Source organism: Alteromonas sp. AO-Serp (assembly GCF_017849675.1).
Classification (GTDB): domain Bacteria; phylum Pseudomonadota; class Gammaproteobacteria; order Enterobacterales; family Alteromonadaceae; genus Alteromonas; species Alteromonas macleodii.
In genome coordinates, this window is sequence record NZ_JAFLMX010000229.1 from 1 (window position 1) to 12,168 (window position 12,168).

Below are 12,168 nucleotides of genomic sequence, written 5' to 3' on the forward strand. Positions count from 1 at the left end.
ATAGGATATTCATCAGCGAAGCCAGCAAAGTGCGCTAGCTCTTGAACAAACACGGAGTAAGCGTCACTAATGTCTAAATACATTACGCCGTTTTGAACATTTGCCTTACCCTGCTCTGCGACCACTACTGCATGACTAAATTTCTGCTTTTTCGCAATGCTTGCTAAAGGGGTGATACTACAACCTAAGATCCCAGCATTCTTATAATCCGGATCGCAACTTAGTACATCGGATTTAAGCCAAATAGGCGGGGCCAGGCAAATAGAAAGGTTCTGCAGACGCTTGTCGTTATTGAATGAGTTGTAAAGACTGTGAGCACGCATAATAGTAGCCAAACTGGTAGCAAAAGGCTGTATACGCTGAAGGCACTTCTCTTCACTCTCCCAGTTAAATAAAGGCGACTGTTTTAATGCTTGCTCTATAGAGTACGGCGTGTATAGATTGATGGCCTCTAAAGCTTTTTCAGCTTGAAGATGTCCTTTCTTCGCGGCAAAGCTAAAATGCTGCTTGGCCTCAGAAAACTCCCCTTCGTCCCACAGAAGGCGAGCGTATTTAAATGCGCTTTGCATGTCTAAGGTTGCTGTTGCTGCGAGAAGCGGTTTCGCTAATTGTTGCTGCCCGTGTAGAAGATACCAATCGGCCAATGCGGCCTGTGCGGGTACGTAGTTTTGTGAAGCCGCGCGTACTAGCCACTTCTCACGTTTTTCTGGCGAATCAGTAGACATTGCAAACGCAAGCTGTGCTTCTGCGACCTCGCCGAGCGCTGCTAAGCGCATAAAGCGCTGTGACGCACCTTCTTCACCTAATATTTGATATAGCAGCCATGCAGCGTCTGCGTTTTCAAGATTAACTAGCTTCTCTAGAAAATAGATTGCAGTGGTTTCATCAATATAGTCAGTAGCAATGAAGCCTGCGTTATACGCACGCTCAAATTCACCGAGCAAGCGTGCCTGTGCATTTTCACTGCCCTGCTTTGCAGCTAACCAAAGTAGCGCTAGTGCATCATGCTTAAGGTGATAGTTAGAATAATTGAAACGTTCGGTATTAGCCGAAGTTTGAGCGTCGGGAGAAGATTCTGTGCTGTCCTGTTCCATGCCGTCGGCAGCATTTACTGAAGCAGAGCTCGCCTTTTCAGTTGGGTCGCTATCTGACACTAGGCTTGCCGGCGTAAGTACCTTGCTTGCATTAGCAATTAGTTGCGGGACATAGCGTCCGCTATCGCCCGCAACTATGAGCAGTGCGAACACTGCTAAAAATAAGCCTCGCATAACGCTTGCTGCTTACTCTTCGCTAACCAGATCGCTGCTAGCTAGTTCACGCAAACGGTTAAGTTCCATTCGTGCGTAGCGGTGTTCAACGTAATCAAATACATTGGTGCTTAATGCAAGCTTGAAGTAATTTGATGCAATACCGCTGTTTCCGCGCTGGGTATGAAATTTACCTAAGTAAAAATACGCTTCACACAACCTGTCTGTTAACGCTTTTTGGCTTTTCACACCGTCTAACAATGAGTTAAGTACATCGTTCTCATCAACAGTACCTAAAAACAAGTCCACCAGCGTAGTAGCCCAGTGCTGGTTGTCCAGCGTTGGTCGAATAGAAGCCAAGTATTTTTGTCCTTCAAGCTCTGACACGTCGTGATGCGCAAAGTACGCCCACAGAGCGCGAAATGGATCGCTATCATCTTTTTCAAAAAAGCGGTTTAGATCGTTGGTCGCGAGTTCGGCGCGCCCACCGTAATAAAGCGCAATACCGCGATTTAGGAACGCGAAATCATACTCTGGGTTAATTTCCAGTGTAGAGTCGAATGCGTCGTAAGCCTGAATAAAGTCGTTCTGCTGAATATAGTGAATACCCATAGAATTATAGGCTTCAGCCAAATCTGGCTTTAAATTAATGGCTTGGGTGTAATCAAACTGCGCTAAGCCCGATAGGCCCACGCTGTCGTACAACATGCCTCGTTGAAAGTGCAGTTCAGCTTTGTCTTCATCTGATAACGCAGGGCTGGTAAGCACCTGATTGTAACGAGCAATAGCCATTTCGGAACGAGGATTAATGGGCGCAGGTTCGGCTAAAAGCAGGTTTCCCATTTGTGGTCTTTCTGAAACAGGTGGTGTTTGCGCACAACCGGTTAAAATAGCAGCGAATAGAGAAAAAAAGATGAGACTAACGTTTCTGCACATGGTAAAAAAGCATTCTATAAAAAAAGAAAAAACCGCCTGAGTATTAAGTATACGCTTGTTGCGGCGCTAATGCCGCCAACCTTCTCGCATTTGATGATAAAAGTAAAGCGTATTGGGTGGTTAACACAGGTAGCTATGAAGAAAAATAATTTAGAACAACTATCACAACTTGCTTTTGACGCACAGAAAAACTCACACTCACCTTATTCCAACTTTAAAGTTGGTGCTGCGGTGCTTACTCCAAGTGGAGAAACCTTCTCTGGTTGTAATGTAGAAAGTGCTGCTTTTCCATTAGGACAATGCGCTGAAGCCACAGCTATTGGCAATATGGTCACACAGGGACAAAAACGTATTTCGCATATCGTTATTGCGAGCCCGAACGACGAGTTTTGCTTTCCGTGCGGTGGATGCAGACAGAAAATTGCTGAATTTGCCCCAGATGAAACTCCCGTTACCATGGTAAGTCAAAACGGCGAGACATTCGAAACCACCATTGGTGAGTTACTTCCAAATGCCTTTAGAGCACACGATTTAGACAAATAAGTCATTCCTAAAATACTGTTCGTAATCGAGGCTCGAGCGAGTTTCACCGCCTTTACCTCGTTTACGAACGCATCCAGCTAAACACCCTATAAATCAGCACATCAACGGCTTACTCGACTGTTTAATTGAAAGTATTCTTCCTTGCGCATCAAAGGCCAGCGCTACATGCGTGCCAATATTGATATCCCCTTCTATGCGACCGTTAATATTTAATGATGCGATAAGGTTTTCAGAAACCACAACTTGCTGATTTTTGCAGCTCACCAAGAGCCAATACCCATTTTGCGCCGTAAGCGTGGCTGGCTCTAACGTAACCGCTCTAGCGACTAAATTGCTTTCAATATATTGTTGAGTATAGGCATTAAATCGCGCTTTATAATCAGTTCCGGCTTTACCAGCTAGCAGCTTATCTTCCCCTTCGAATCCGTGATATTGAACAATATCTACACGGTGTGCTGCCGTCTGTAATGGCGACGAATGATTACGTTGGAGTGTACCTATATTGTATACGCCCAACATTGCGACAATAGCAAATGCCACAGCCGTAAAACGTAAGGTTGAAGAAGCGAAGTACGCTCGAATATTAGCAGCCGTAGCAGAAAATACGCGTTTTATTCCACTATCACTTTCTATTGCCTTGTTGTACGCGAGAACCCTTTCACGAATTCGAGCATTAGCCTTTTCACTCATTCCATCATTTTGCTTTTGTACCTGCTGGCTGCGTTTGAACGCATCTTGTAGCTCTTTATCTGATGTAGACATGATTACAGTTTCTCCAGCATGGTTTTAAGGCTGTCTTTGGCATAACGTATCCGAGTTTTAATCGTTTCTTTTTCAGCGCCGCAAATAGCGGCGATTTCCGCTAACGAAAAACCTTCAAACTGTAGCGAAAGCGCCTCTTTCTGCTTGTAGGGTAACTGCTGAATACATGCCTTAAACACGTCTTTTTCTATCCCTTTTGCTACGTCATCCTCTACCGAAGACTGTGCATTTTTAAGTAACTCACTTAACGAAAACGATTCAACTGCCTCGTTGTTATATTCAAGCTTGGCGTTTTTTCTGAATTCATCAATAAGCGTTCGCCTACCAATAGTGAACAGCCAAGCCTGAAAATTATCGCCGCTTTTAAATAAGTGACGATTTTCGATAACTTTAATCCAAGTGCGCTGACACATATCTTCTGCAACAGTGCTATCACTTAACACCTTCAAAAAATAAAATAGCTTATGGCTGTGTAAGTCAAACAGCGCGGCTAACGATGCTTCATCACCTTTTGCGCTGTACCGCAGCATTAGCCTTTCGCTGACTCCCAGCACTTTTTCGCGCTTGCCTTGAAACAGGCTTTGCAAGCTTGCGCCTATACTCATAGGCAGTCCTTATTGTTCTAATTTGAAATCTAATACTACAACCATACCTGATTGACTAACAGGTTTACCGTCATTCAGCTTGGGTTTGTACTTCCATTTTTTAAGCGCTCTGCGCGCAGCTCTATCGAACACGCGCTTGGGCTCTGAATCTAGTACTGTAATATCAGACACTGAGCCACTAGCACTTATCGTAAACCCTAACTTTACCCAGCCTTCAATACCGTCGCGACTGGCCTCAGGTGGATAAGTGGGGTCTACCCTAAATTGGGGTGTGGCTTGCATATCACCTTGCGCACTGTTCAAGTTAATCGACAAATCTAACCCCGTATTAGGTATGTGCGTTTTTATCTCAAAGCCGCCTGGGCCTTCATTGGGCTCAGGGTCAATCTCGATAACTTTTTGAGGTGGCGTTTTAATTACCTGCTCAATTGGCACCATTGGTTTTTTAGTGATGGTCCGTTCGTCTTCAGGTTGGTAAATGATCGGCTCAAAGAACACCGGTGGGGCTTCGCTTATGTTTACTTTGTCTTGCTTAATGAGCTCTGCCATTAATACGAAAAGCCCTGCCGTAACGGTACATCCAGCTATAGCAATTGTGGCTGCGTTTAAAGCACGTTTAGCGAAAGGCGCTTTTTCAAACGGTAGTACACTTTGGTGTGTTAAGTGCTTTGGGTTGGCGTTTGGTAAAATTGTTGTTTGCATAATGTTCCCCCTTTTTTCACTAAACGGGGGAACTGATATAAAGGGGTGAATAAATGTGAACGTTTTTATTTAACGTTGACGTTTTACAATGTTCGAAAGGTTAACTTTTATTTTGGTTACTCGGCTTTTCGCCTTCACGAATAGGCTCTGCAGACGTCTGATTGGCGCGGTTTTCTTCTTGGCGTTTATTCAGCTTAGCAGCGGCCATAAATCCAATAAAAAATATGGCAAAAATAACAACGCCCACCCAAATCAAAACATTAAAAAGAAAGTCCATATCATTCCCTAATCACAATTTCGTGAAATAACTTTAACATTTATTTGTTTGAGTAGGTTAATTAGATCACCACTGTAACTACGCCACCAGCTTAGTTATTCAGAAACTTCAACACCAATAGCCATAACAGACTGTCCGTCTTTGATGGCTGGCATTTGATTAACCATCATAACCGTGCCATCAACGGGCGATTTAATGGTTTCAACGAGATTTCCAAAATAGTCCGTGACCGCACCTACATCCTGTCCTGTCTTTACTTTATCGCCTATCACCACAGAAGCTTTGAAGAACCCGTTTTTTGAGCTCTTTGGATATTTGATTGTTTCATAGATAACTGGCTCGGGGTGCTGCTTTGGCGTCTCTGGCAGCATTTTCAAAAAATACATGGCGTTTTTAGCCACATCTAGCGCTTTTGCTACCGATTCTTCATCTGTCTGTGCCAAATGCCCAATTTCAGTCGTTAGTCCCGGCTTTCCTCTCGTCATCGCTGTGTTAGGGTATGAAATTGAATTGTTGGGATCTCTTGGGCGGTCGCCATACATAACGATATGCTGCATGCCCGTGGCTTTGGCAAATTCAAATGTTAACGCATCAAGTTCTTCGTCGCCCACAAAAGGAGAATACACATGATTTAGCAACGTTTGGTTTGCGCTACCAGAATGCATGTCGATCAAGAAATCTGTTTTGCCGATAAACTCTCTGGTTAGCAGCTCCGCAATCTGTTCTGTTGGTGTGCCATCAACGCTCCCTGGGAATTCCCGATTTAGGTTTTTCTCATCTTTAGGGTTCAACGCGATTCTATTTGCGTGAAACCCATCTAAGTTTGCCAAGTGCAACACAACCAACACACCGCTCATCTCTTTAGGATCAATGCTTTGCTGTAGTTGCTGCAACGCATACATAGATGGAAACTCATCGCCATGAATACCAGCGGTAAGCAACAATACAGGACCGTCACTTTTTCCGTTAATAACCGTCACTGGCAAGGTTATGTTGCTTTCTTTAGCAAGATATGACGTTTTCTCCCCCGTTTTTGTTGTCACCCCCATTAATTCATACGGCGCATTTGCACTAACATTGAGGCTAAACGCACAGCATAGGGAAACAACAATGGAAGCAAGAGGATTCTTCTTAAATAGCATAGCTGACAACTCATGAGAAAATAGCGCACTAGTAAGCCAGAACGTTTCAACTTAATCAATAAAGAGTATTTTAAAACACCTTTGCAAAAAAATACCCGCTATAAAGCGGGTATTCTCGATTGGTAAATTAGCTTGCTCGCGCGGGCTCCAGTTCGGGGTGCGTGTTCTCTACGTGATGCTTCTCTCGCACAGGTTTTACAAGTAAGTTAGCAATAAATGCCAATACCAATAACCCAGCCATTGCATACATAGTGGTATTGTAGAGCGTAGAGGTTGGGTCTACCGTTCCGGCTGGCGCAATTTCCAGCAAACGTGCAACCGTTACCGTTTTAGCTTCTACCAATTTTTGCAAGTCAGCCATTGGCGCACCAAACTTACTTGCAAACGCGGCAGGGTCGACTTTTGCCGCTAAATCGGCAATTGCATTTTCTACTGACATATTGCGCAAATAAGTAATAGCGAATGGCCCTAATACGCCGGCAGTAGACCATGCTGTTAGCAATCGGCCGTGAATGCCGCCTACATGTAAGGTACCAAACAAATCTGCCAAGTATGCAGGAATAGTTGCAAAGCCACCGCCATACATTGTGAAAATTATCATTGTTGCAATGTAGAACCCAATTAACGCGGTGGTGTTCCCCATTCCAGCCCAAAAAGGGATAGACAAGTAAAGCAGCGTACCTATTACGAAAAAGCAGTGGTAGGTATTCTTTCTGCCAATATAATCAGACGTAGAAGCCCAAAAGAAGCGCCCTACCATGTTAAACACCGAGATCATCAATACATAGGTACCTGCAAAACCTGCGGTAACAATAGCTAAGTTTCCAAAGATCTCATTGATCATGGTCTTCGCTACGCCAATAACGCCAATACCCGCGGTAACATTGAAACATAGTACTATCCAAAGCAACCAAAATTGAGGTGTTTTAAGGGCTTGATCAATATGGACGTGATTTTTCGATACCATTCCTTTCGATGATGCTTCAGGTTTAGGCTGCCAACCCTCTGGTTTCCACTCCTCTTTCGGTACGCGATACTGGAAAGACGCAAACATCATTACAATAAAATAAGCGATACCAAGAGTAAGGAAAGTCGATGCCGCACCAGTTTCGCCCGTACCAACGACATAAACACCGGCTTCGCCACCGAACGAGGCTGCTTGATTTGCAGAGGCAATAACCACTTCTACTTTTCCAGCTGCCGTCTCTGCAAAACGACGCCCTTCTTCGGTAACCAGCGCAACCATGTTTTCTGCACCTAAGTATTCTGGCGCTCTTTGAAAAGTTTCAAGCAGTGCACTAATAAGAGGAGCGCCTATCATTGCACCTCCACCAAAACCCATAATTGCGAGACCTGTTGCCATACCTCGTCGATCGGGAAACCACCGTATGAGTGTTGAGACTGGTGAAACATAACCGAGCCCAAGCCCGAAGCCGCCGAGTACGCCGTAGCCCAAGTACAGCAGCCACAGTTGATGGGTAGAGATACCTATCGAACCAACAATAAAACCACCGCCCCACAAAAAAGCCGCAACCACGCCTACAAAACGAGGCCCTACTTTCTCTAGCCATTTACCCGCAAATGCGGCAGCTAAACCAAGGCAAACAATAGCCACTGAGAAGATCCAAACAACCGAAGATAAACTCCAATCGTTAGCAGAAGACGCAACAACGCCCAAGTCTCGAGTTAGCGGCGTGTTGAAAACTGACCACGCATAAACAGACCCGATACAAAGGTGGATTGCGATAGATGCTGGCGGAACCCGCCAGCGGTTATAGCCATCTGGTGCGACAATGTTTTCTTTGCGTAAGAAAGCAAGCGCCCCCGTTCCTGAAGTTGACATACATTTTTCCCCTACATGTATTGTGCGCGTTTCTATGCCGCTTTATTACTGGGGGTGTATGGCTCCCATTATTGTATTAAATCAAAGGTATAGAAACGAAGATGTGTACGTAAGCCAGCGTTATCCTGACCTTTTGTTATACTTAAGTATAACGACACTGTCGCGCAACTTAATTTTTACTTAATGTTTACATATAGAGTAAGACTTTAGTCTTATAAAGACAGTTGCTCTACCTTTGTGGCAGAGCAACAAGCGAAATGGATACTACTATTTTGCGGGTTGTAAATCTGAATCTTCTGCAGTTTCTGCTTTTTCCACGTCACTTTCAATCTGTGCTTTTTGCATGTTAGAGATGTTGTTAATCAATAACCAAGTAACTATGGCTAGTGGAATGGATAGGACCTCAGAAACCTGCGAAATCAGATTAACATTCATTATTTCGGAGATTTCTTGCGCCCTTCTGGACATACGAAAAACGACCTGTCCAACCACACTGTTGGCGATCCAGAAAAACCACCATATGCCTAAAATAGGGCCTGCTTTTTCTAAGTGCCAATTGTTAGGGTTTTGGCTGGCTTGCCAAATCTCTTTCATCGCTTGATAAGGTTTCCATAACGACACAATAGGAATGAAATAGAAACCTATCGACCAAGCAGGTGTAAACGTCATATCTTTAGCGCCTAAATAACGCGCATTTTGGTTTGACTGATAAATCCATTTAAGAATTAAGATGCCGGAAATGATAAACACCGCCAAATACGAAAAAGCAATTATCTGCTGCCTTTTGTCATTGGACTCAGCGTCTGCAACGGCCATTTCTTGATTGAAATAAACGCCATTTTGAAAATCTGTTAGAAGTTGATACTCCATTAAGTTGGAACCAATGGCTATAAGCGCTAAAGCCACCTGTACGTACAATAAATACTTTATCCACGTAGTGAGGCGACCAGGCTCCTTAAATTCTACGTTATTTTCCGACATCTCCATTTACCTCTTTCCCCTTACTACTGCGTAAGCGTTATCTTTTATTAATTGTTATCTGTATTGAGTTAGTTACTGGTTTATTTACTGCCTAGGTGAACTAAGCTTTATTAGCTAATAGTTCCTGTAGCGCTTTCGGCAGTATCGCTTGCGCACTCTTTGTTATGCGAGCCTCATTCTTTTGCCACCAAATTCCCGAATATACGACGCCTAAACCGATCGCTGATAGCGCTACAGGGAAAAGCCAACTATCTTCAAAAACGGTAGAAGCAAGATGACCTAAATATAAACAGCATCCCAAAGCACCAAATATAACAAATACACGTCGAACCAACAGAGCACCAGCGCCAATCATGGCAAGGTTTATACAGAAATAGATAAACTTAGACAGTTCGCTGTCTGAATCTTGACTGGTAAGGCCGCCCCAAAACGCTAAAACGCCGAAAAGATAAAGCCAAAACGCGTAATCTGCTGTGTTCCGTGCTCTTATGTCCACCCAGAACGCCAATAGCGTCATCAACGCGCCAAAGTACATCGACACAAGTGCTCGGAATTGCCACGTGTAGCTGTTCCATAAGTCCTCATGGTCAATAATGAGCATCACAGCGTCCATACTGATATACCAGAGCGTTACCGCAATCGGCATTATTAAGAACGGGTATTTATATCGCCATGCTACGATAAGTCCAGTTACTAGCGTTCCAAGTTCCATATATAACCATAGCCATTTAATGCGGTGGTGAAACTGGCGAAAAACCGTATTGTCGTCGGGCCATAGCCCTAGCCATTGCTGCGCACCGTAGATAGCAATTGGCGTTAAACAAACTACGAACGTGGCACAGATCCCTGCTGGTATTATTAAATGCTTACGCGCAAAGGAATTGGCAAGCTTTAAGCCCACGCCAGCATAAAGCATAGAGATAAATACGATGCCGGCACCACCAAATTGCTCCCAGCCTAAATTCATAAATAGAGTCATGGCGCCAATTGCAATAAGGCCACCTAAGTAATACAGAATATGGGTGAAGGTAAAAGAGGGAGTATGCTGATTTTCTTCTTGAAAGAAATTGTACAGAGCAATGCCCTGTTGCTCGGAGATGATATTGTTAGCTACTGCTTTTTGAATACTGGATTTAGATACTTCCATGTACTTCTCTAAATAAGCTTGAAGAGCTGAAGATTATTACTTTACTTTGTTATGGGTAAAAAGCCAGCCTAATAGAAGTTACTCGCTTCCTTTCTCGATATCTAATTCCGCTCTATCGATTAGCGTAAAATAGTCTTCATCAGCGTAAAGCTTTAAAAAGATAGACATAGTGATGCTTGTCATTTCATTTGCCGCCTCTTTAAACCCAGTATTGACGTGAAGATCAAAGCCCGTTGGCGATGCAGAACCCATGAACTCTTGAAGTTCAGTGAATTCTTTTATTGCGTCGGCACTTAACCCTAAAATGTACTCAGTTCGCACTGGCGTTTTACTCAGCCATCCTGACTCGGCCGGCAGTGTTTTTTCTGAAATAACCTCAAGATTATACTTAAAACTTCTTTCTTGCTCTGAGGAGCTAACACCCAAGGTAAGCCAGGTGCTTTCTGGTTTTATTTCGGCAGGCTTGTCTAAGTGAATCTTCGTAAGTAAATGATTGGGGTCGAGTTCAACAAATTTCTCCTCATCAAATGAGCGAAACTCAAGCATTGTTGCAATAGGTATATTGGCACAACTAACTACAAGCAAAGTTAATGAAACAACAAATAATTTTTTGATACTTAACAACAGCGGCTTCCCTTCATTGGTTATTACAAGACATGTTCTAGCAATTCTATACAGTTCTCGTCGTTTCTTTTGCAAAAGCTTTTTCAGATTTGTTCCACGTTAAGTGGCCAAAAGCGATACCCGCAATGGGAAAGATGATCATCGCAATGGCGAGTCGCCCCCAGATATTTTCGGAAGGCTCAATAAACGCCATAAGTAATGACCATAATAAACCGGTAGAGACTCCCCAGCCTAAAACGCCGTAAACTAGAACGAAGCGCTGTTTTCCTTTTTCTCTTATTCTCGCCCACTTTTCTAATTTCATCGCAGATATCCTTTTTCAACTCTAAGCAATCATTGCAAGACAGACAAAAACCACCACAAAGCTTATAAAACCAACAGCAACGGTCCTTCCTTCATCACGACCTGCTCTTGGATACTTGCCGAAGGTCAGCAACTTGAGCACCACATGGCCCGTGCCCTTCAAAACGAATTCCATAATAGCGTCTATGATAATCCACTTTATTACTCGAAGCATAAAGCGGCCCAGCGGTTCAAAAACTTCTTCCATAACCCTTACGCTCTTTAACCTAAAACCTGTTCTATAAAAAGCAACAACCACATTGCAAGAACGGCAACGAAGTTGATAGTAAACACCAAACCACGCAATCTAATATTGTCAGTAAATATTTGTACAAGACTATGCAGCACCCTGCCAATAAAAAATACCCACGCAAGGAAGACTTGTGAATTGCTAATTGGCTCACCTAAGGAAATTAGCAAGGCGCAAACAACGTGAAAAAATAACGGCCACTCAAACTGATTGCTCAGATTCGCACTTACTTTAGGCTGTATATCAGCAAACGGGTTTGAACCATCTTTGTTTTTCCCTACTCCCCATACCGAAGGCGCGCGAGCTAGCGTGAGAAATACGTAGAGCAATGCACAAAGAAGAATGTGCATAAACATAGGGGTTATTAAATTAGACATCTTGGTTTAATTATCTCGTTGTTATCAAATTTCGTTAGCTATCAACGCTTGCTCGTTGGGGTAATCAACTATGAGTCTTAAGTACTGAAGCGCTGAACCTCCTAGTGCGCCATCAATGCGCCTATCCATCATCGAAGACATAAATTGGTGGAAACTACTGTCTGCTCTTCTTGTGAACCAAACTGGGCCAACGGTTTTATTTCCAATTCTTACATAAGGAACACGAATCATGGGTTGATGAGAAAAATTACATGCATCCTCAATCACTAACCATTCCGTGTTAGACTTCACCCATTCATCGATTATTGAAGCGACAATGAAAGAAGTCGCAACTTGACCACCTTCTAGCCCTCCCTTTTCCATCGCCTCTGTCGATGGACATGCCGAAGC

The 12,168-nt window shown here is 43.6% G+C and carries 15 protein-coding genes and 1 pseudogene; 1 reads left to right on the plus strand and 15 read right to left on the minus strand.

The genetic code is table 11. From position 1 onward, the window contains the following. Together QVA83_RS15525 and nlpI are read right to left on the minus strand one after the other, a co-directional pair. Nucleotides 1-1,268, minus strand: a 1,268-nt coding sequence (locus tag QVA83_RS15525; RefSeq protein ID WP_287498662.1) for an SEL1-like repeat protein, incomplete at its 3' end; no start/stop codon positions are given. A 12-nt stretch (nt 1,269-1,280) separates the two neighbouring features. Then, a complete protein-coding gene (gene nlpI, locus QVA83_RS15530) occupies nt 1,281-2,183 on the minus strand; it encodes a lipoprotein NlpI (RefSeq protein ID WP_014949420.1) in 903 nt (300 codons plus the stop codon). A gap of 135 nt (nt 2,184-2,318) precedes the next feature. On the opposite strand from nlpI, the gene cdd reads away from it, so the two are divergent. Beyond that, nucleotides 2,319-2,726 (plus strand): cytidine deaminase, encoded by a 408-nt coding sequence (gene cdd, locus QVA83_RS15535; RefSeq protein ID WP_039220705.1) that lies wholly within the window; start codon nt 2,319-2,321, stop codon nt 2,724-2,726. A 93-nt stretch (nt 2,727-2,819) separates the two neighbouring features. On the opposite strand, the gene QVA83_RS15540 is transcribed toward cdd, so the two are convergent. The 13 genes and pseudogenes from QVA83_RS15540 to QVA83_RS15600 form a co-directional block, all read right to left on the minus strand. Further along, nucleotides 2,820-3,488: a hypothetical protein gene (locus QVA83_RS15540; protein WP_156078328.1), complete on the minus strand. Its 669-nt coding sequence runs from the start codon at nt 3,486-3,488 to the stop codon at nt 2,820-2,822. A 2-nt stretch (nt 3,489-3,490) separates the two neighbouring features. Next, nucleotides 3,491-4,093, minus strand: coding sequence for an RNA polymerase sigma factor (locus tag QVA83_RS15545; protein WP_156078327.1), 603 nt, complete (start codon nt 4,091-4,093; stop codon nt 3,491-3,493). 9 nt (nt 4,094-4,102) lie between these two features. Then, entirely contained in the window at nt 4,103-4,795 is a 693-nt protein-coding gene (locus QVA83_RS15550) for an energy transducer TonB (RefSeq protein WP_156078326.1), read from the minus strand. Nucleotides 4,796-4,895: 100 nt separating this feature from the next. Further along, the gene (locus QVA83_RS15555; protein ID WP_197040339.1) at nt 4,896-5,072 is read right to left on the minus strand and encodes a hypothetical protein; all 177 of its coding nucleotides are present in this window, start codon (nt 5,070-5,072) and stop codon (nt 4,896-4,898) included. A 95-nt stretch (nt 5,073-5,167) separates the two neighbouring features. Next, nucleotides 5,168-6,214 carry a succinylglutamate desuccinylase/aspartoacylase family protein gene (locus QVA83_RS15560; protein ID WP_231513071.1) on the minus strand — a complete coding sequence of 349 codons (1,047 nt, stop codon included), beginning with the start codon at nt 6,212-6,214 and terminating at the stop codon, nt 5,168-5,170. Between the two features lie 127 nt (nt 6,215-6,341). After that, nucleotides 6,342-8,057, minus strand: coding sequence for an OFA family MFS transporter (locus QVA83_RS15565; protein WP_069944296.1), 1,716 nt, complete (start codon nt 8,055-8,057; stop codon nt 6,342-6,344). Between the two features lie 267 nt (nt 8,058-8,324). Further along, complete coding sequence (locus tag QVA83_RS15570) at nt 8,325-9,044, minus strand: DUF4328 domain-containing protein (protein ID WP_069944295.1); 720 nt, start codon at nt 9,042-9,044, stop codon at nt 8,325-8,327. Nucleotides 9,045-9,138: 94 nt separating this feature from the next. After that, nucleotides 9,139-10,185 (minus strand): DUF2157 domain-containing protein, encoded by a 1,047-nt coding sequence (locus QVA83_RS15575; protein ID WP_069944294.1) that lies wholly within the window; start codon nt 10,183-10,185, stop codon nt 9,139-9,141. A 78-nt stretch (nt 10,186-10,263) separates the two neighbouring features. Then, complete coding sequence (locus QVA83_RS15580) at nt 10,264-10,809, minus strand: hypothetical protein (RefSeq protein ID WP_014976510.1); 546 nt, start codon at nt 10,807-10,809, stop codon at nt 10,264-10,266. A gap of 46 nt (nt 10,810-10,855) precedes the next feature. Further along, complete coding sequence (locus tag QVA83_RS15585) at nt 10,856-11,113, minus strand: hypothetical protein (protein WP_014976509.1); 258 nt, start codon at nt 11,111-11,113, stop codon at nt 10,856-10,858. 21 nt (nt 11,114-11,134) lie between these two features. Beyond that, on the minus strand, nt 11,135-11,359 hold the full coding sequence (locus tag QVA83_RS15590) for a hypothetical protein (RefSeq protein ID WP_014976508.1): 225 nt from the start codon (nt 11,357-11,359) through the stop codon (nt 11,135-11,137). Between the two features lie 14 nt (nt 11,360-11,373). After that, on the minus strand, nt 11,374-11,778 hold the full coding sequence (locus tag QVA83_RS15595; protein WP_014976507.1) for an MAPEG family protein: 405 nt from the start codon (nt 11,776-11,778) through the stop codon (nt 11,374-11,376). A gap of 24 nt (nt 11,779-11,802) precedes the next feature. Further along, nucleotides 11,803-12,168, minus strand: a pseudogene (locus QVA83_RS15600) (hypothetical protein); the annotation flags it as partial.

Coding starts and splice junctions, on each gene's coding strand:
- nlpI (WP_014949420.1), bottom strand. CDS start 2,183: ATGTGCAGAAACGTTAGTCTCATCTTTTTTTCTCTATTCGCTGCTATT.
- cdd (WP_039220705.1), top strand. CDS start 2,319: ATGAAGAAAAATAATTTAGAACAACTATCACAACTTGCTTTTGACGCA.
- QVA83_RS15540 (WP_156078328.1), bottom strand. CDS start 3,488: ATGTCTACATCAGATAAAGAGCTACAAGATGCGTTCAAACGCAGCCAG.
- QVA83_RS15545 (WP_156078327.1), bottom strand. CDS start 4,093: ATGAGTATAGGCGCAAGCTTGCAAAGCCTGTTTCAAGGCAAGCGCGAA.
- QVA83_RS15550 (WP_156078326.1), bottom strand. CDS start 4,795: ATGCAAACAACAATTTTACCAAACGCCAACCCAAAGCACTTAACACAC.
- QVA83_RS15555 (WP_197040339.1), bottom strand. CDS start 5,072: ATGGACTTTCTTTTTAATGTTTTGATTTGGGTGGGCGTTGTTATTTTT.
- QVA83_RS15560 (WP_231513071.1), bottom strand. CDS start 6,214: ATGCTATTTAAGAAGAATCCTCTTGCTTCCATTGTTGTTTCCCTATGC.
- QVA83_RS15565 (WP_069944296.1), bottom strand. CDS start 8,057: ATGTCAACTTCAGGAACGGGGGCGCTTGCTTTCTTACGCAAAGAAAAC.
- QVA83_RS15570 (WP_069944295.1), bottom strand. CDS start 9,044: ATGGAGATGTCGGAAAATAACGTAGAATTTAAGGAGCCTGGTCGCCTC.
- QVA83_RS15575 (WP_069944294.1), bottom strand. CDS start 10,185: ATGGAAGTATCTAAATCCAGTATTCAAAAAGCAGTAGCTAACAATATC.
- QVA83_RS15585 (WP_014976509.1), bottom strand. CDS start 11,113: ATGAAATTAGAAAAGTGGGCGAGAATAAGAGAAAAAGGAAAACAGCGC.
- QVA83_RS15590 (WP_014976508.1), bottom strand. CDS start 11,359: ATGGAAGAAGTTTTTGAACCGCTGGGCCGCTTTATGCTTCGAGTAATA.
- QVA83_RS15595 (WP_014976507.1), bottom strand. CDS start 11,778: ATGTCTAATTTAATAACCCCTATGTTTATGCACATTCTTCTTTGTGCA.